The sequence below is a fragment of the Arthrobacter sp. KKT183 genome, assembly GCF_055657625.1.
This window is the reverse complement of record NZ_CM145770.1, coordinates 2,406,375-2,425,177: the sequence shown is the minus strand read 5'-3', so window position 1 is coordinate 2,425,177 and position 18,803 is coordinate 2,406,375. Positions and strand designations below refer to the sequence as shown.

Genomic DNA, 18,803 nt, shown 5'->3' with positions numbered 1-18,803 from the left:
CCCCCAGTGGGGCGCCGGCCATTCCTGTTCTGTATCTGTGGAAGCGGGGGAAGTCCTAGAAGGCGGGAGCTACGTCACCGCTCGGCCAGGTTTCTTCGATGTACTGCTTGACCTCGGGGGAGTGCAGCAGCTCCTCGAGCTTGGCGATGCGTGCATCACCCTCGGAGGAGGTGTTCCAGGCGAGGAAGTTCGCATACGGGTTGCTTTCGACGGACTCCACAATGAGGGCGTTCTCCGTGCTGAGACCGGCGTCCAGAATGTAGTTTCCGTTGATGATGGCAAGATCTACGGTCGGATCCTGCAGATCATTGAGCAGCAACTCCGGCTGATTCTCGATGAACTCGAGACCCTTGGGATTCTGCTCCTCGGTCAGCGACAGGACGGAGGCCTCTGCTTCGATGTTCTCCAGCAGGCCGGCTTCCTGCAGGAGCGTGAGGGCGCGCGCCTGGTTGGAGGGGTCATTGGTGATGGCTACGCGACCCCCGTCGGGGATAGCCGAGACGTCGTTGTGCTTTTCGGAGAAGGCAGCGTAGGGCTCGATGTGCACGCCCTCACCATGGGCGAACTCATAGCCCTGGCTCTCGACCTGGCTCTCGAAGTAGGGCAGGTGCTGGAAGTAGTTGGCATCCAGGTCGCCTTCGCTCAGCGCGATGTTGGGAGTGGTGTAGTCGTCGAACTCCTGGATCTCGAGCTCAATGCCGCTGCCTTCGGCCAGGTTGTCACGTACGAACTCCAGAATCTGGGCGTGGGGTACCGGGCTCGCGCCTACGGTAACCGTAGCCGGGCTGGCGGGATCGAGGGTTTCGACGGCGGCGGCCGGAGCGCTGTCGCCCGCTCCGCACGCTGAGAGGGCAAGAAGAGCGGCCAGTCCGGCGGCTGCCAGCGAAAACTGCTTACGCATGTTCAGTGCGTTCCTTTCGTAGTACCGGCGGCCGGGGTTATCCGGGCGCCGGGTTCAAGACGGCTGGCGGCTACCGGCCGTCGTCGGCCGCGCCTGAAAAGCGCGGCAAGTTGTGGGTCAGTGTCAGACTCCGACGACGTTCGCGGCTTCTGTGCGACGGGCCTGTCTGCTGCGGCGGGCACCGGCCGTGGCCGCTGTTCGGTGGTCCACCCGCTGGGCAAGCCGGTCCCCGATGAACTGAATGATCTGCACAATCGCGACAATGATCACGATAATGACCACCATCACTGTGGTGTCGAACCGCTGCAGGCCATAGTTATAGGCCAGTCTGCCCAGACCTCCGCCACCGATGATTCCTGCCATGGCTGAGTACCCCACGAGAGCGACGAGGGTTGTCGTGAAAGCAGCAATCAAGGACGGAAGGGCCTCGGCGATCATGACCTTGGTGATCACCTGGAGACGGGTGGAACCCATGACAAGGGCGGCGTCAATCTTGCCTGGCGTGACGTCACGCAGGCTCGTCTCCACAAGACGGGCAAAGAACGGGATGGCTCCGATACTCAGCGATACTGACGCAGCAACGGGACCGATCGAGGATCCGGTCAGGAGGCGGGCCAGCGGAATCAGGGACACCATGAGGATCGCGAAGGGAATTGACCGCGTGATGTTCACAACCACATCGCTCACAACGCGGTTTGTCACCGGCATGGGACGCAGGCCTCCCGGGCTGCTGGTATGCAGAAAAACACCGAGCGGAAGTCCGATCAGCAGCGTGAAAAATCCCGAGATACCGATCATTTGGAGAGTCGCGAGGAACTCCTCCGGCAGCGCTTCTGTAATTCCAGGGTTCTCGAAAAGATTGTCGAGGAAATTCATGCCGCAACCTCCACGTGCACGCCGGCGTCTTCGAGATAGGCGGTGATTTCGCTGATAGGCCTCGGGGAATCAACTTCAACGCGTAGCCTGCCGAAACGGGAGCCTGCGAGTGTCTCCACCGTTCCTGCGATGACGTTCACACTGGCATCAAAGCGCCGGGTCAGTTCGGAGAGGACCGGCGCTGAAGCGCTCCTTCCGACCAGCAACAGGTCCAGCTCGGGTAGAGACTGATTCACGGCGGTGGAGGGCAGCGGCATCAGGGATTTGCCCAGGGAGCCGGTGCGGTTACCGACAACGTCCTGAAGGGGACCGTGCTCGATGATGCGGCCGCGCTCAAGCAGGGACACCGAATCGCAGATCCGCTTCACCACGTGCATCTCATGCGTGATGACCAGGACCGTCAGGTTCAGCGTGTGGGTGAGGTTGCGAATGAGCGTGAGGATGTCCTCAGTGGTGGCGGGGTCGAGCGCCGAGGTGGGCTCGTCGCACAGCAGCACGTCCGGATCCGAAGCCAGCGCCCGGGCGATTCCTACGCGCTGCTTTTGGCCGCCGGAGAGCTGGGAGGGGTAGGCGTCTGCGAATTCTGCGAGGCCGACCAGGGAGAGCAATTCGCCGACCTTCCGGGCGATCTCCCCCTTTGGGGTCTTCACCAGCTCCAGGGGATGTGCAACATTCTGGGAGGCCGTCCTCGAGTCCATGAGGTTGGCATGCTGGAAGACCATGCCGATACGACGCCTGGCTGTCCGGACTTCGGAATCCCTGACCCGTGTAAGGTCCCGGCCGTCAATGACGACTGAGCCGGACGAAGGGCGGTCAAGAAGGGTCAGGCACCGGACGAGAGTTGATTTGCCTGCGCCCGAGTGTCCCACAATGCCGTGGATTGAACCTTTGGGCACTGAAAGGGTGACATCGTCCAGAGCCGTGATGGTTCGCTCGCCCTGGCGGTAGGTTTTGCGCAGGTTGGTGACTGTAATCATTGGTCCTCATGCTGTGTGGGGCTCCGCAGGATCGGCTGCGGATCCCCTGCTCCGGCGAGCAGGGAAGAAGTATTGTCAGCGCGCCGTTCGGGAGGAAGCGGCAGCCGGGGCCGCCGGGGAACCGGCCGTGGCAGGCGCGCATCGATGCTCTGCAATTCTGGCACGTGTGAAAGATCCGGCTGAAATTTAGTGCTGAGGATCACTGATAAGGCATTGTCGTCGTAATTTATGCCCGTTTCGTCGAAGATTGTGCGGCTTCTAGGTGGTGGCTGAGTCAGCCTGGGCGCCGGTATTCCGTTTGCACTCACGAGGCGATCGCCGGCCACTGGCCCTCCACCACTGCCTCCGGATTGCTGCGGCGGAGGTATTCCTGGAAACTTTCGGCCTGCCGGAGCGCCCAGGTCATCTGGAACTCATGCAGCTCCGAGGCAGGTTTGCGCAGGTGCGGGAACCGCTCCGCCAGGACCGCGGCCACGCCGAGAGTCGCCAGGACATCGGCGGACGAAGTATGCGCGTTCTCCAACGGGACGCCGTAATGCGCGCACATGGCGGTGAGAGTTCTTTTTCCCGGCCGGAAGCGGTCTGCGTGCTTGTCCATCACGTACGGGTCCAGCACCGGAAACGGGTTGGGTGTTCCAACACCATGGCGCACACCCTCACGTGCGAGGACCGTGAAGTCATAGCGCGCGTTGAAAGCAAGCACCGGAATTCGGTCCCGGAAGAACCCGAGGAGGACGGCTGCAATCTGGCTCACTACGCGGGAGGCAGGGGACCCGTACGCTTGCGCCGTCTGGCTGGCAATGCCATGGACGGCAGTGGCCTCGGGTGGAATGTCCACCCCGGGATCGGCCAGCCACTCATGATGCTCCTGAACCTCGCCGCGGCCATCGACGAGGATGATCGAGGCCGTCACGATACGTGCGGTGAGGGGATCGCGGCCGGTTGTTTCAAGATCGAAGGCCGCCCGGGGACACATGTGCCAGCTGTTCATGGCTCCGACGCTATCCGGGGGCTCTGACATTTCCGTTTCTGCTGTTCGTCGGCACCCGGGAGCCGTCCAGGCTGCTGTTCGCTTGTCGATAGTCTGGGTTGGTGCACGAGAAAGGTCTGGACTATGACGAGGCGGTCCTCGACGTCGTCAGCCTGATTCCCTCAGGGAAGGTGCTGACGTATGGCGATATCGCCGTGATCCTTGAAAAGGGCGGCCCGCGTCAGGTTGGAGCGGTCATGTCGCGCGGAGGCGCCGATGTTCCGTGGTGGCGCGTTCTCCGCGCTGACGGTAAGCCGCCGCTGGGGTTGGAAGCTACCGCAGTCGGCCACTATCTGGACGAATCAACGGCGTTGCGGCCCGTGGCCGAACGGAGTCGGGAGGCGGGCGGTTCCGCCGGGTGCCGGGTCGATGTGCAGAAGTCCCGCTGGAATCCCGGGCCGGCAGAGCAGGCCGCGCTTCAGCGCATCCGTGCCGACTTTCACGCTGCGGTTCCAACCTGGGACGAGAGTCCACCCGAATTGTCGGAGCCGGATGATGGGCTGTAAGCATGAGTAGCTCTCCGCGCGTCGACGCAGTTCGCCTACCCGCCGCTGGCCTGCGGTTGCCGGCCAATGCCGGGCAGGCACTGCCCACCCCGGTCCTCAGCGCTGAACAACAGGAGGTGCTGGCCCTGGGCCCGGGAGAGGGCCCGGTGCTTGTCCTTGGCGGTCCGGGAACCGGCAAGACGCAGCTGTTGGTGGAGACCGCGGTCAGCCGGGTTCTGGACTCAAAGGTGGAACCTCACCGGATCCTCATCATGGCGCCCACCAGGATGGCCGCAGCACGCCTTCGGGATGAGGTCACTTCCCGTCTGGACCGCAGCGTAAGCGCGCCGCCGGCACGTACCTGGTCGTCCTACGCCTTCGACCTCATCCGTCGAGCCCGCGTGGCAGGGCTGCTGCCCGAGCTGACCCGTTCTCCCCGGCTGCTTTCCGGCGCTGAACAGGACCTGATCATCAAGGAACTCCTGGAGGGCCATCGCCTATCGGGTCAGCTGGAGGCGCGATGGCCTCCGGGATTACGGCTCGCTCTTGGAACAAGAGGTTTCAGGCAGGAGATTAGGGAGCTCTTTGACCGTGTGAGCGAGTACAGTGTGCATGCTGAAGAGCTTGCTGACTTCGGGCGCAGGTTTGATCGACCCGAATGGGTCGCCGCAGCAGCCCTCTACAGTGAGTACCGGGACATTCTGGACCTCCGGATGCCGGAGGCTTTTGATCCCGCCGGAATCCTGACCGCCGCGCGCGGCATCCTTGAAACCAATCCCGGATTCTGCGTTGAGGAACGCAGTAAATATTCCCTGATCCTGATCGATGATTATCAGGAGTCCAACACGGCCATGCACGCGCTGTGCGGCGTTCTTGCCGAGGGAAAAGATGCTTTGATTACCTCCTGCCCCGACACCGCAGTACAGGGCTTCCGTGGTGCCCGTCCAGAGCTTGCCGCGCGGTTGCACGAGGTGCTTGGTGGGGTCCGCACCGTGCAGCTGACCACCTCCCACCGCCTGTCCGGGATGCTTGCATCGGGCTGGGCATCGATTGCGGCGAGGACGCCTGTGAGCGGAACGCCTGTGGGCTACCGAAGGCTGACAGAGCCAGGTGAAGCCGCTGCAGTCAAGGCACAGGCCGATGCTGACACTCCAACAGCCGGAACTCTCTCCGTTCACGTGGTTGACTCTGGTTTCCATGAGCAGCGCTACGTTGCGCAACGGATTCTGGAGGCACATGTTGATGACGGGCGGAGCTTTGACCAGATCGCCGTTATCACCAGGACGGGCACGCAGGTTACTGAGCTTCAGCGGTACCTCGCGGGCCAGGACATCCCCGTCAGCGTCCCGCCGGCCGAGCGTGCTATCCGCGATGAACCGGCAGTCCGGCCATTGCTTGACATCCTCGCCGCCGTGACGGGAGTGAGAGAGCTTGATGCGGAATTGGCCGTTTCACTCATGACATCCCGGATCGGCGGGGCCGGGCCGCTTGAGATTCGCCGCCTGCGTCAACTGCTGAGGCAGGAGGAACGGCTGGAAGGGGGAGCAAGGAACTCTGACCAGCTGATTGTCGATCTTCTGGCTGAGGCTTCGTTTGATGACCCCAGGGCGCAACTCCGCCCGGTCCGGCGGCTGCATGGGATGCTGAGCGCTGGTCGTGACGCGTTGCAGGATGAGGCGAGTACGCCTGAAACAGTGCTGTGGGCGGTGTGGTCCGCATCCAGGCTCTCCTCCCGATGGGAAGAGGCTGCAGTCCAACAGGGAGCGTCAGCGGCACGCGCGGACCGGGATCTCGATGCCGTTGTTGCACTGTTTCAGACGGCCGAGCGTTACGTGGACCAGATGCCGGGGGCACCCACAACCGGTTTCCTGGAGTACCTGCTGAGCCAGGAGCTTCCAATGGACACGCTCGCAGCACGCGCCCAGAAAGGAGCCGCCGTCGCGGTCATGACACCGGCCGCTGCGGCCGGCCGCCAATGGCCGGTAGTGATCGTGGCTGGCGTACAGGAGGGGGTATGGCCCAATCTCAGGGTCAGGGGAGAGTTGCTGGGCTCAGGTGATTTGGTTGCGCTTCTGGAGCATGGCCGGGACTTCCGGTATCACCGTGATCCGCTTTCCCTGATGCAGTTGACTCGGGCCGACGAACTGCGAAGTTTTTCGACCGCGATCAGCCGTGCGTCCGAAGAGTTGGTCTGCGTGGCGGTTTCGTCGGAAGATCAGCAGCCTTCTTCCTTCCTGGAAATCCTCGACCCGCTTCCGCCCGGTACTTACGAGCGCCCCCGAACGGAGGTGAAGCGTCCGCTGACCCTGCGTGCGCTCGTTGCAGAGCTGCGGAAGTACGCCCAGCAACCTGAACGAAATGCCGACACCGCTGCCGAAGCCGTCCGGCACCTCGGAAGGATGATGCTCCACGAGCCGCGGGTTCCGGGTGCAGATCCCGCACAGTGGTGGGGCCTGGCGGCGCTCTCTACGTTGGATCCGGTCATTCCCCCTGATGCCGTCATACCGGTCTCACCCTCGAAGGTGGAGGCGGTACTGGCCTCACCTCTGAACTGGTTTGTCTCGGCGGCTGGAGGAGAACGGCCCACTGACTTCGCCAGGTCACTGGGGACGCTCGTCCACTCCATCGCACAGGACATGCCGGACGCCACGGGAAACCAATACGTCGCGGAACTGGCCCGCCGCTGGCCCGCCCTCGGTATGAAGGACACCTGGGAAACCAAGGCGGACCTCCGGCGTGCCGAGGAAATGGTGAGGAAGCTCGGCGCTTACCTCGTGGAGATGAGAAAGTCCGGCCGCACATTGGCCGGCACTGAGGTGAGCTTCAGCGTTGACCTGCCGGTGATTGTTGAAGGCGGAGAGCGGCAGGCGCGCCTCCGCGGGCAGATCGACCGCCTCGAAACTACCCATGATGGCGGACTATTCATTGTGGATCTCAAGACCGGGAGGAAAGCCCCAAAGGATTCCGATATGCCGGCCCACCCGCAGCTTGCCGCGTATCAGGTCGCTGCCGGTGCGGGCGGGCTCGCCGACAATCCCGGAATGGTTGCAGAACCCGCGGAAATACAGACGCTAGGGGGAGCCGCGCTCGTGCACCTTGGCACAAGTGCCAAGTCCCCCAAGGTTCAGGATCAGCCCGCCCTCGGGCCAGAGGACTCCTGGCCGCAGGAGATGATTCAGCAGGCTGCTGGACTGATGTCTGCGGCTGAATTTGAAACCGTCCACGACCCCAGCCGGTCAGCGTACGGCGGCGCCGGGTGCCGGCTGCCGGAGATTTGCCCGCTGTGCGTTGAGGGAAGGCAGGTAACCGAATGAGCCTGGAAGCGGCACACCTCCGGGCGACTGATACTGCGTCGGCGGATACTGCGTCAATGTACTCCGCGGAAGCATTGGCTCAGCTCCTTGCCGGCGGGACCAGCGCGGACATCCTGTACCCGACCGGAGAGCAGACCCGCATCATCGAAGCTCCGCTTCAGCCTCTGCTGGTGATCGCCGGGGCAGGGTCCGGAAAGACCAAAACCATGGCCGACCGCGTGGTGTGGCTCGTTGCAAACGGTCTGGTTCGGCCTGATCAAATCCTGGGCGTCACCTTCACCCGTAAGGCGGCCGGTGAGCTCGCTGCCCGCATCCGGCAACAACTTCAGGCGTTGTACCGTGCCCAGGGAGAGAGCACTCTTGAGTCAGGGGAGGACCGCCTGGAACCCACCATCTCCACCTATCACTCCTACGCCAATGGAATCGTGCAGGACTACGGTCTACGCCTCGGCGTGGAGCGCGATGCCGTCATGCTTGGCACGGCGCAGTCCTGGCAGCTGGCAGGCAGAATCGTTGAATCCTACCGGGGCCCATGGGAACACCTGTCGGCGGCGAGGACAACGCTGACCGGAGCTGTTCTCACCATGGCTTCGGAATGTGCCGAGCACCTTGTAGACCCTGCGGCAGTGAGGATTTCACTGCTCGAGCAGATCGACTCAGTAGCGGCCCGCCCCTACCTGCTCGGAAAGCCGAAACCGTCCACGCAGGGCGCACGCGATCTGCTGAATAAACTGCGGACCCGTGTCACTGTCACTGAGCTGGTGGAACAGTACGCAGCAGCGAAAAGTCAGGGCGGGCAGCTTGATTACGGTGACCTTGTGTCGCTGGCCGCACGTATCGTCAGCGAAGTGCCGCAGGCGGTCGATGCTGAGCGGCAGAAATACGCAGTTATCCTACTCGACGAGTTTCAGGACACCTCGCATGCACAGATGGTCCTCTTCGCCAGGCTGTTCGGTGACGGCCGGTCGGTGACGGCGGTGGGAGATCCGCACCAGTCCATCTACGGGTTCCGTGGGGCATCAGCCGGTCAGCTGGGGACATTCAGGTCACGATTCCCGGTGCACACCGGTGCCCGGCTGGAGCCAGCACCCATGGTTAATCTTTCTGTGGCGTGGCGGAACTCCACGAGCATCCTTGCGGCGGCCAATGCAGTGGCTGAACCGCTCAACGTACCGCCTCCATGGCTCGGCCCGCAGCACCAGCTGATGGTTCCCGCTCTGTTAGCGAGGCCAAAGGCACCGCTGGGAGAGGTGTATCTTGCGCGCTACCGCAGCGAAAGCGCCGCTGCGCCGCAGGACCCATCCGCACCGGACAATCCGCAGGCCAATGAGGCGGCTGCGATGAGCCGCATCATTCAGGAGCAGCGGCGTCGGTACTTCGATCTGGACGACGACGGTCGGCCGCTGCGCCCGACCATCGCCGTTCTTTGCCGCGGGCGCCGGCAGTTCGAGCCGTTACGGCAGGAACTGCAGTCGCTGGGGATACCGGTCCAGGTCATTGGATTGGGAGGACTCCTTCGCACGGCGGAGATCATCGAGATCCTCTCAGTGCTTCGGGTCCTCGGGGATCCGGAACGGTCAGATGCGATGCTGCGGCTCCTCGCCGGAGCACGCTGGCGCCTCGGCAGCGCAGACCTGATGGCGCTCGGTGATTGGGCACGGCAACTGGCCTACGATCGGGAGCTCCGGATAAGTCAGCTCCGGGTGGGCACCGGAAAGCCTGATGCGCAGGAAGGCGCTGCCCACCAGGGCAATACCCGGGATTCAGCCGTGTCTGAGCCTGAGCAGCTGCCAACGCCAACGGAAGACGCAGAGCCGGCCAGCCTTGTTGACGCCGTTGATCACCTTCCACCAGTGGGCTGGGTATCAGGCAGCGGGCGCACTCTTTCTGAAACAGGAAGGGAGCGCCTCGTACGTCTGCGGGACGAACTGCGCGGGCTGCGCCAGTCAGTGGGAGATGACCTGCATAGCCTCATCGGTGAAATCGAGCAGACACTCCTGCTGGATATTGAGCTTGCTGCCAAGCCTGGAGTGAGCGTGCACGAGGCCAGGCGCAATCTCGACGCGTTCGCAGACGCCGTCAGCGGGTTCGTCTCGACGTCGGACCGCATTGACGTTCAAGCCTTCCTTGCCTGGCTGGAGGCCGCTGACTCTGAGGAGGATGGATTACCTGTCACAGCGCTGGAGACAAGCAGGGAAGCCGTTCAACTACTGACAGTGCACGCTGCCAAAGGTCTCGAGTGGGACGTGGTGTTGGTGCCGGGGATGAATGAGGGTTCTTTTCCGAGCGGAACCGGATCGCGCTGGAGCTCGGGAGATGCTTCGGTACCGTGGCCGCTTCGCGGCGATGCCGCAGAGCTGCCGCAGTGGGATTGGGACCAACCTGACCAGAAGTCCTGGCTTGACAGCGAAAAACTGTTCGCTGAGGACGCCCTGACCCATACTGAACGTGAGGAACGGCGGCTCGCCTACGTGGCACTTACACGGGCACGCCATGTCCTCGTCTGTTCGTCGTCGGCATGGGGAGGAGGGCGCTCCAAACCGACGGCGCCGTCCCGCTATCTGGAACGGCTGCGGGAACTCGCGGCGGCCGGTGAACCGGGATACCGGGAACTGGCCTGGATCGAAGACGTCGCTGTGGGCGCTGACAATCCCGCTCGTGCACACAGCGACAGGGCGATCTGGCCAATCGATCCCCTACGCCGGCGCCGCGGCGGAATGGAGCTGGCTGCGGCGGCTGTTCGGGCAGCGGCGGATGACCTGCGCCATGGTTCTGGCCCTGAACCGGGCACCGAAGATATTGACTTACCGGGACGCTGGAGTGATGAGGTCCGGAAGTCGCTGGCGCGGCAGCAGGGCAGACTTGCCTCCGTACCGGTTGAACTTCCCACCCATATCTCCGCCTCCCTGATGGTCGAGCTCACAGAGGATAGCGACGGCGTTGCACGGCGGTTGCGACGGCCTGTGCCACGGCGTCCGGGAACCGCCGCCCGGCGCGGAACGGCATTCCACGCGTGGATCGAAGAATTTTACGGAACAACAGGGATGCTCGATCTAGGCGAGTTTCCAGGCGCGGCCGACTCCTTCGTGGACGACGGCCTGCAGCTTGAGCAGCTTGCCGAAACGTTCCGGCAGTCGATGTGGGCGCAGCGGGTGCCGTACGGCATTGAAGTGCCAGTGGAAACACGCGTTGGGTCCGTTGTTGTCCGCGGCCGGATTGATGCGGTCTTTCAGGACGACGACGGCACCTGGGACCTCCTCGACTGGAAGACCGGGCGGCCTCCGGCGCCGGCGGACCGTGAAGCGAAAGCAATCCAGCTGGCGATCTACCGGCTGGCATGGTCTCGTCTGAAAAACGTGCCGCTCGCTGGTGTTCGGGCAGCGTTTTACTACGCAGCGGAAGATCAGCTGGTTCGGCCACACGATCTCGCGAGCAGTGAAACATTGGAAGCAATTGTGCGGAAGGCGACGAGCGCCGGGTCCGGCGGTTAGGGGCGCGGAATTATGGGGAGAGCGGAAGTTTCGAGATTTTCCGGGTCCTGTGGAGCCGCTGCGACCTCAGCGTCGTCATCCCTGCTCACGAAGTCTTCATCCCCAGCGTTGGCGGCCAGTGCGGCTTCCTCGGCGGCGAGATCGGCGGAGAGTGAGCGCATCATCTCTTCGGCTTCGCTGACCATGCCGTCGTCGCCGAGGGCCAGGCCGCGAACCATCCACTGTGCCAGCGCAAACTCCGCTGCCAGCGCGGCGCGCCGCAAGAGATGCTCGTCCGCGGCATCGGGGCGGGCGCTGACATAGGCCTCGTGCACCTCGTCGGCGAACTCGGTGTCCTGCGTTGCGGCGAGCCAGGCGAAATCATCCGCGGGGTCGCCGATGGAAAGGTCCGTCCATCCTGCCACCGCACAGACGCGGCCCGCCGCAAGGAGCAGGTTGTCTTCGTGGATGTCGCCATGGACCACGGTGGGATTGAATCGCCAGAGTGAGACATCCTCCAGCGCGTGCTCCCAGCGACGCAGCAGATCCGAGGGGATTCTGCCGGTGGTAGCGGCCTGATCCAGCTCGTTGAGCCGGCGCTGCCGTACTTCGTTCGCTTCATACGCAGGCAGGTCGGCTTCGTTGACGAGGGTCCTGGGCAGTTCGTGGACCGCAGCGATTGCGCGGCCGATTTCCCTGGCCAGTTCACGACCGCCCTTTGCGAGCTCATCGAGAGACCGCGGTGATCCTTCAATGTGGGAGTACACGAAGGTGCGAAGGTCACCGAGCCTCACGGTGCCTGCAACGTGAGGAATGAGGAACGGGAGCTCAGCACGAACAGCGGGAGTGAACGCACGCAGTACCTGCAGTTCCGTCTCCAGGCGCATGCTGGCCTCGGCGTGCCGTGGTGCGCGAACGCGCCACTGCTTGCCGGAGTCATCGATCAGTAGGGCTGACTCGAAGTCGGCGGGATCATCGGGGGCGCTGGAGACGCCGGTCGGGGCAAGGCCCGGCACGGCCGCGCTGGCAAGGGCCGCAAGTTCCATCGGTGAGCGTTTCACATCATCCACCGTAAGCGCGCGAGGTCACCGGCTCGAATGTCCAGCAACGGCGAGTCGCCGCTCACCCCCACTATTCCTCCAGAAAAGCCCTTTCGAATGTCTTTTTGTGGGCGCGGGACCGTACCGTAGAAATATGACCCAAGCCGTCGGCATGCAGGCAGCCGTAATCGCAAGCCTCCCACCACTCGGATCTCTGCCCCTGGCACGCGGCACGGCAGACCGCGGCTCAACCTTCCGCATCACCCCTGACCTCTTCGATCAATTGTGGGACCAACCGGAAACCCGCATCCTGCATCTTGCCCGCAGGCGTTCTCCCTTTCGCAACGGCAGGCTCGTGCTGAGCCCTGTTGCGGAAGTGGAGCGTCCGGAGAACCCTGTTTATCTGGGAAGTACGGTGGAAACAACGGCGGACATGCCGGCAGGAACACACATCGTGCTGGTGGAGCATGAAGACGTTCAACCCGCGCTCGCGGCTGACGAGGACTGGATCGGATTGCGTGACGCCGCATCGGATTTGCCGGCACAGGAATCCGGGTTGTTCGTGGAGGCGGTGGCCATCTCCAACTGGCACGCCACCCATACTCACTGCCCCCGCTGCGGACAGCCCACCGAACCGATCGACGGAGGTTGGGTGAGGCGTTGCCCTGCCGATGAAAGCCTGCACTATCCCCGAACTGATCCGGCCATCATCGTCACCGTGACGGACGAGGAAGACCGCCTGCTGCTGGGCTCCTCCGCTGCGTGGCCCCAGAACCGGTTCTCTACGCTCGCAGGTTTCGTCGAGCCAGGGGAATCGCTGGAGGCAGCCGTCGTGCGGGAGGTCGAGGAAGAATCAGGAATAGTTGTTCACTCGCCCACGTACCTCGGCTCCCAGCCCTGGCCGTTCCCTGCGTCCTTGATGCTCGGATTCACGGCGAAGGCAGCACATGCACGTCCGGTGCCTGACGGCGTCGAAATCAGGGACGTGCGCTGGTTCAGCAGGGAAGAACTGTTCGCCGGTCTGAAGGAGGAGCGGTTGTCCGTTGCATCCGGTGCCTCCATTGCACGAGCATTGATTGAACACTGGTACGGCGGTCCTTTGGAGGAAGAGCCATCCGCCGGGAGACCATAGTGGACGGCTCGGTCGAAGAGAAGATCCTCGCCGGTCTGGACAATGAACAGCGGGCGGTGGCCTCCCAACTGAGTGGCCCGCTCTGTGTTCTCGCAGGAGCCGGAACAGGCAAAACACGCGCAATCACGCACCGCATCGCCTACGGCGTACACACAGGCGTGTACAAGCCTCAACAGGTCCTTGCGGTGACTTTCACTGCGAGGGCTGCCGCCGAGATGCGCACCCGGCTCCGCGACCTCGGAGCACAGGGAGTTCAGGCACGCACTTTTCACGCGGCAGCACTCAGGCAGCTGCAATACTTCTGGCCCCAGGCGGTCGGTGGAACCCTGCCCGCCCTTGTCGACCACAAGGCCCAGCTCATCGCCGAAGCCTCGCGGCGGCTGAGGCTCAGCACCGACCGCGCCACAATCCGCGACCTTGCTGCTGAAATTGAGTGGGCCAAGGTATCCATGCTGACACCGGATACCTATGTCGAGTCCGCGAACGGCCGGGCGGAACCGGCAGGCATGGATGCCACAACTGTGGCCCGGCTGTTCAGTGCCTATGAAGACCTCAAAGTGGACCGCAACGTCATCGATTTCGAGGACGTGCTGCTCATCACCGTCGGCATCCTGCAGGAAGACCCGAAAGTGGCAGCAACAGTGCGCGGGCAGTACCGGCACTTTGTGGTGGACGAATACCAGGACGTTTCGCCGCTTCAGCAGCGGCTCCTGGATCTGTGGCTGGGCGAACGGGAAGAGCTTTGCGTAGTGGGTGACGCCAGCCAGACCATCTACTCGTTTACTGGTGCCACCAGCTCGCACCTCCTGAATTTCACCGGCAGGTACCGGCAGGCAGAAGTCATCAAGCTCGTCCGGGACTACCGATCGACACCACAGGTCGTCAATCTCGCCAACGCACTGCTCGCGGCGCGCACTGCGGAAGCCGGGCGCCGCGGCGGGACGGGCACGTGGGCCACGCCACTTCAACTCATTGCACAGCGCCCGCCCGGCCCGGCTCCTACCTTCACGGAGTGCAGCGATGACGAGGCTGAGGCAGCGGAGGTCGCCCGCCGGATTTCCCGCCTGCTCAGTGACGGCGTGCCCGCGAGCGAAATCGCGATCCTCTACCGGACCAATGGCCAGTCCAGCGCCTATGAGCAGGCGCTCGCCGCCGCGGGAATCGGTTACCAGTTGCGGGGTGCCGAGCGGTTCTTCGCCCGACGTGAAGTGCGCGACAGCCTGCTGCAGCTGCGTGCTGCAGCACGGGTGGCAACAGATGACGACGTCCCTCAGCTGGTCCGCGATGTCCTCGCGTCCCTGGGTTACACCCAAGTTGCACCGCAGAGCTCCGGCGCTGTGCGGGAGAAGTGGGAATCGCTCGCTGCGCTAGTATCGCTTGCCGACGAGCTTCACCAGGCCCGCGCAGCGCAGGGTTTCACGCTGCAGGATTTCGTCGCCGAGCTTGAAGAACGGGCAGCAGCACAACACGCCCCCACGGTTCAGGGCGTAACGCTTGCATCGCTTCACTCGGCGAAAGGCCTTGAGTGGGACGCGGTGTTCCTGGTGGGATTGAGCGAGGGATTGATGCCGATTTCCTTCGCCGACACTCCTGACGCAGTCGACGAGGAACGTCGCCTCCTCTATGTCGGCATCACTCGTGCACGCAAGCACCTTGGCCTGTCCTGGTCCACATCCCGCACCCCGGGCGGCCGCGCGTCACGCAAACCATCCAGGTTCCTGGATGGTCTTCGCCCGGATTCCGGAGGCACGCGTCCATTCCGGCAGCCCATACCCCGCCGGGAGCGGAAGGTATCGGCGCCAGCGCACTGCCACACGTGCGGGAAGGTGCTGGGTTCTGGGGCAGAACGAAAGATCGGGCGCTGCAGCGACTGCCCGGCGAACTACAGCGAGGAGACGTTTGAAGCACTGCGCCAGTGGCGTCTGAACGCCGCGCGTGAAACTGACGTCCCCGCATTCGTTGTCTTCACGGACGCCACGCTGGTAGCCATTGCAGAAGCCCGCCCTGATTCATTGGAGAAGCTTGCGCAACTCGCGGGGGTGGGGCCGGCCAAATTGGACCGCTACGGAGAGTCGGTGCTGAGTGTCCTCGCGGAAAGAGCCTAGCGGCCCTCAGGATCGATGGGCAGCCGAGGAGGAGAAGCTCCCCATCAGCTCGGATACTGCACCCTATCCGGTGGAAGTGCGCCGCTCGGCCCGTCGCCGCAGAACCGTCAGTGTGGATCTGCGGGACGGAGTTGCGGTCGTTTCGATTCCAGCTACTTTCACCGCCGGACAGGAAAAGCAGTGGGTCGAACGAATGGTTGCCAAACTTCACGCAAAGTCCGTCCAGCCCACGCACTCGGATACCGGGCTGGTCGAGCGCGCTGCAGAATTGTCGGCTCGGTTCCTGGGAGGACGCGCGAGGCCCAACAGCATCCGGTGGGTTACCAACCAGAATTCGCGCTGGGGATCTGCCACTCCGGCTGCCCGGGCCATCAGGCTGTCGCACAAGCTTCAGGGAATGCCGGATTGGGTCATCGACTATGTGATCCTGCATGAGATGGCGCACCTGATCGAGCCTTCACACAACGGGACCTTCTGGGCGCTCCTGGACAATTACCCTCACACTGAAACAGCCAAGGCGTTCCTGCTTGGCGCGGCTTACGCGGCGGACCACGGACTCAGCGGACGCTAGCTCCCACTACCTAGTACCGACAGGACCGCTTGAGGGGCTGACCGGCAAAACCTACCCACTCAACGCGGGTCGTCGTCCTTGTTTGTTGGACCGCCGTCGCCCTCTTCCGAGTCAGTTTCGTCTGTCGTCGCCGGATCCTCGTCAGCAGGGGACTCGAACCCGCCCGCGAGCAGCTTCTCCAGCGCTGCATCCACGTCGGCGTCGGCGGATTCGGCCAGTTGGCGCCTCTTGCTGAAGCCCGCCGGATCATCGAGATCCTCCGGCGTAGGCAGGAGATCAGGGTGCTGCCAAATTGCATCCCGCCCGTCAATCCCGCGCTCCTGACGCAATTGGTTCCAGAGGGCTGCCGCATCGCGGAGACGTCGGGGACGCAACTCGAGGCCGACAAGTGACGCAAAGGCGTTTTCTGCCGGTCCTCCCGTTGCCCGGCGGCGCCGAACCACTTCGCGCAACGCGACCGATGAGTCGAGATTGGCGGTAGCGGCCGCGGTGAGCTCATCCACCCAGCCTTCAACAAGCGCGAGCGTGGTTTCCAGCCGGGCGAGTGCGGCGTCCTGCGAGGGTGTGCGCTCGGGCATGAAAACACCCTCGGAAAGGGCGCTCTGCAGTGACTCCGGATTCGACGGGTCTATGTCGCGGGCAACTTCCTCGATCTTCGACATGTCGATATGGATTCCGCGCGCGTAGCTCTCGATTGCGCCGAGCAGGTGTCCGGTCAGCCAGGGCACCTGCGTGAAGAGCCGCACATGGGCAGCTTCCCGGACGGCAAGAAACAGTCGAACATCATATTCGGAGATGTCCAGGCCTTGCCCGAATGCGGCGACGTTGGCAGGCAGGAGCGCCATGCTGTTCTCCGCCAAAGGTATGCCGATGTCCGTGGAACTCACCACGTCACGGGACAGTGCGCCGACAGCCTGGCCCAACTGCATTCCGAACATCGCGCCACCCATGTTCTGCAGCATGGACGTGGCTCCGCCCATCATGGTCTTCATCTCTTCCGGCATCTGCTCGGTGATCGCGTTGGAAAGGGCGAGGGCGATGCTGGTCGCCACCGGTTCAGTCAGCCGCTTCCAGGTCTCCATTGTTGCCTCGACCCATTCCGCGCGGGACCACGCTTTCCCAAGGAGAGCGGTGGACGGGAAGTCGGTGACTGGATCCAGCCACATTTCTGCCAGCCGCAGTACCTCGTCAACTTCACGCTGGTCCTTGCTGCCCACCGACGGGTCGCCGCCCGTCGCAGCTGCACGGCGCGCCTGATCCCTGGCCATCGTCCAATTCACTGGGCCTTCAGACTGTGCGGAAAACATGGCCTGGACCTGCTGCATCATCATCGCCATGGCCTGCGGATCATTGGGAAGACCGGCCGCCTTCGCGATCTCCTGGGGGTTCATGCCCTGCATGTTGCCGCCCATCAAGCGTTCGAGCATCTCGGAAAGCGGATCCTTGGGAGTGTCGTCGTCGTTGTTCGACGGATTGGAGCTCATCGATACCACCGGTCCTTGATCGAAACTTGGTCGGATTGTGCTCGTATGGTGCTGAATGGGAGCAAACCCCGGCACTTACAGTTGCCGTAGCGAGCTGCAGCACTGGTCAGTCAGGATCTCAAACGTTACCGGCACGTCCCAGACTTGTCCCGCACGTCCTGCGCGAGTTCGCTCTAGGCAAAGCAACGTTTGTTCCGATGCAAAGCGCGCAGAGCGGGCTTGTAGGCTTGGCATGTGAAGCCCTGACATCCCGTCCGCCGGGGTGACCTGCGGCGCCCCCAATCCAAAGGTGACATCCGTTGACCCAGCCGCTTTCCCAGGACACCAACAGGCCAAAGCATGATGCCGTGAAAAGGGATCCCCGCTTCACCGTCATGGCGGTATCAGGGCTGCTCGCGCTGGGCCTCGGGGCAACGGCTGTTCTGTTGCCGTCTCCCTACGTGGTCGAGTCACCCGGTCCCACTTTCAACACCATCGGGGAGGTTAACGGTGAACCGTTGATCACCGTCGAAGGCAGGGAAACCTTCCCGACGGACGGTGCGCTGGATTTGACCACCGTCTTCGTCGCCGGAGGACCGGGGCAGACAATCAGCGTTTTCGATGCTTTCCGTGCCTGGGCGGATCCCGCACAGGCAGTCACACCGCGCGAACTGGTCTACCCGCCGGATGTCTCGGAATCGGACATTGAGGAGCAGAACGCGGAGGCTATGACATCCTCGCAGGAATCCGCAGTGGCCGCTGCGCTCGCTCACCTGGAAATTCCGTACGGGGAGACGCTCTCAGTCGTAGGCTTCGCCCCGGACTCGGCCGCTGAAGGCATCCTTCAGGAAGGCGACCAGCTCACCCTCATCGACGGCGAGCCTATCGAGTCGCTGGAGCCGTTGAAGGAAGCCTTGAATGCAGCGGGTGGAAAAAGCGTTGACATCACTGTGGCCCGAAACGGTGAAACGGTGGTGGAGTCCGTGAAGCCGCTGCTGGGGGAGTCCGGCGACTATCAGCTCGGCGTTTTTCTGATGTCCGAGTTCGAGTTCCCCTTCGAGGTGGACATTGCCCTGAACAATGTCGGCGGCCCGTCTGCCGGCATGATGTTCGCCCTCGGGATCGTCGACACCCTGACCGAGGGGCAGCTCACGGGCGGGAGGCACTTCGCCGGAACCGGAACGATCGACTCATCCGGTGCCGTCGGGCCCATTGGAGGCATCCGCCAAAAGCTGGTTGGTGCCAGTGAGTCGGGTGCCGAGGTATTTCTTGCGCCCGCCGCAAACTGCACTGAAGTTGTTGGCCATATTCCCGACGGTCTTCGCGTCATCCGCGTGGAAACCCTGGACGACGCCGTCACCGCCGTCCGGACGCTGGGAGAAGATAACGACGACGGCGCGCAGCTCCCCTCATGTGAGGATCCCGCCTGACAGGCATAG

The 18,803-nt window shown here is 63.3% G+C and carries 13 protein-coding genes; 7 read left to right on the top strand and 6 right to left on the bottom strand.

All coding sequences use genetic code 11. The annotated features are described in order from the left end of the window. Window positions 1-55: 55 nt before the first annotated feature. The 4 genes from ACZ2GY_RS11470 to ACZ2GY_RS11455 form a co-directional block, all read right to left on the bottom strand. Window positions 56-901, bottom strand: a complete 846-nt coding sequence (locus ACZ2GY_RS11470) for a MetQ/NlpA family ABC transporter substrate-binding protein (RefSeq protein ID WP_277357615.1) — start codon at window positions 899-901, stop codon at window positions 56-58. Between the two features lie 123 nt (window positions 902-1,024). Continuing rightward, entirely contained in the window at window positions 1,025-1,777 is a 753-nt protein-coding gene (locus tag ACZ2GY_RS11465) for a methionine ABC transporter permease (protein WP_471671934.1), read from the bottom strand. Next, entirely contained in the window at window positions 1,774-2,754 is a 981-nt protein-coding gene (locus ACZ2GY_RS11460; protein WP_471671933.1) for a methionine ABC transporter ATP-binding protein, read from the bottom strand. Before ACZ2GY_RS11460 ends, ACZ2GY_RS11465 begins: the two co-directional genes overlap by 4 nt. Window positions 2,755-3,058: 304 nt before the next feature. After that, on the bottom strand, window positions 3,059-3,745 hold the full coding sequence (locus tag ACZ2GY_RS11455; protein ID WP_471673586.1) for an exonuclease domain-containing protein: 687 nt from the start codon (window positions 3,743-3,745) through the stop codon (window positions 3,059-3,061). A gap of 101 nt (window positions 3,746-3,846) precedes the next feature. Between ACZ2GY_RS11455 and ACZ2GY_RS11450 the strand changes: the two genes are divergently transcribed. From ACZ2GY_RS11450 to ACZ2GY_RS11440, 3 genes are read left to right on the top strand one after another with little or no spacing between them, the layout of a single operon-like run. After that, window positions 3,847-4,290, top strand: coding sequence for an MGMT family protein (locus ACZ2GY_RS11450; RefSeq protein WP_471671932.1), 444 nt, complete (start codon window positions 3,847-3,849; stop codon window positions 4,288-4,290). 2 nt (window positions 4,291-4,292) lie between these two features. Continuing rightward, window positions 4,293-7,583, top strand: coding sequence for an ATP-dependent helicase (locus ACZ2GY_RS11445; protein ID WP_471671931.1), 3,291 nt, complete (start codon window positions 4,293-4,295; stop codon window positions 7,581-7,583). Further along, window positions 7,580-11,074, top strand: a complete 3,495-nt coding sequence (locus ACZ2GY_RS11440) for an ATP-dependent helicase (RefSeq protein ID WP_277357609.1) — start codon at window positions 7,580-7,582, stop codon at window positions 11,072-11,074. The genes ACZ2GY_RS11445 and ACZ2GY_RS11440 overlap by 4 nt, the downstream gene beginning before the upstream one ends. Here the strand turns inward: ACZ2GY_RS11440 and ACZ2GY_RS11435 are convergent. After that, window positions 11,071-12,114 carry a macrolide 2'-phosphotransferase gene (locus ACZ2GY_RS11435; protein WP_082566187.1) on the bottom strand — a complete coding sequence of 348 codons (1,044 nt, stop codon included), beginning with the start codon at window positions 12,112-12,114 and terminating at the stop codon, window positions 11,071-11,073. The genes ACZ2GY_RS11440 and ACZ2GY_RS11435 overlap by 4 nt on opposite strands. Before the next feature lie 133 nt (window positions 12,115-12,247). Here ACZ2GY_RS11435 and nudC point away from each other — a divergent pair, with 133 nt between their 5' ends. Genes nudC through ACZ2GY_RS11420 form a run of 3 tightly spaced genes read left to right on the top strand, consistent with a single transcriptional unit; the run spans window position 12,248 to window position 15,901 of the window. After that, window positions 12,248-13,225 carry an NAD(+) diphosphatase gene (nudC, locus tag ACZ2GY_RS11430; protein ID WP_471671930.1) on the top strand — a complete coding sequence of 326 codons (978 nt, stop codon included), beginning with the start codon at window positions 12,248-12,250 and terminating at the stop codon, window positions 13,223-13,225. Continuing rightward, complete coding sequence (locus ACZ2GY_RS11425; RefSeq protein ID WP_471671929.1) at window positions 13,225-15,330, top strand: ATP-dependent DNA helicase UvrD2; 2,106 nt, start codon at window positions 13,225-13,227, stop codon at window positions 15,328-15,330. Before nudC ends, ACZ2GY_RS11425 begins: the two co-directional genes overlap by 1 nt. Continuing rightward, window positions 15,308-15,901 carry a M48 metallopeptidase family protein gene (locus ACZ2GY_RS11420; RefSeq protein WP_318533001.1) on the top strand — a complete coding sequence of 198 codons (594 nt, stop codon included), beginning with the start codon at window positions 15,308-15,310 and terminating at the stop codon, window positions 15,899-15,901. The genes ACZ2GY_RS11425 and ACZ2GY_RS11420 overlap by 23 nt, the downstream gene beginning before the upstream one ends. 59 nt (window positions 15,902-15,960) lie before the next feature. Here the strand turns inward: ACZ2GY_RS11420 and ACZ2GY_RS11415 are convergent, their stop codons facing one another. Then, window positions 15,961-17,385 carry a zinc-dependent metalloprotease gene (locus ACZ2GY_RS11415; RefSeq protein ID WP_471671928.1) on the bottom strand — a complete coding sequence of 475 codons (1,425 nt, stop codon included), beginning with the start codon at window positions 17,383-17,385 and terminating at the stop codon, window positions 15,961-15,963. Between the two features lie 299 nt (window positions 17,386-17,684). Here ACZ2GY_RS11415 and ACZ2GY_RS11410 point away from each other — a divergent pair, with 299 nt between their 5' ends. Beyond that, the gene (locus tag ACZ2GY_RS11410; RefSeq protein ID WP_346027095.1) at window positions 17,685-18,794 is read left to right on the top strand and encodes a YlbL family protein; all 1,110 of its coding nucleotides are present in this window, start codon (window positions 17,685-17,687) and stop codon (window positions 18,792-18,794) included. Window positions 18,795-18,803 lie beyond the last annotated feature (9 nt).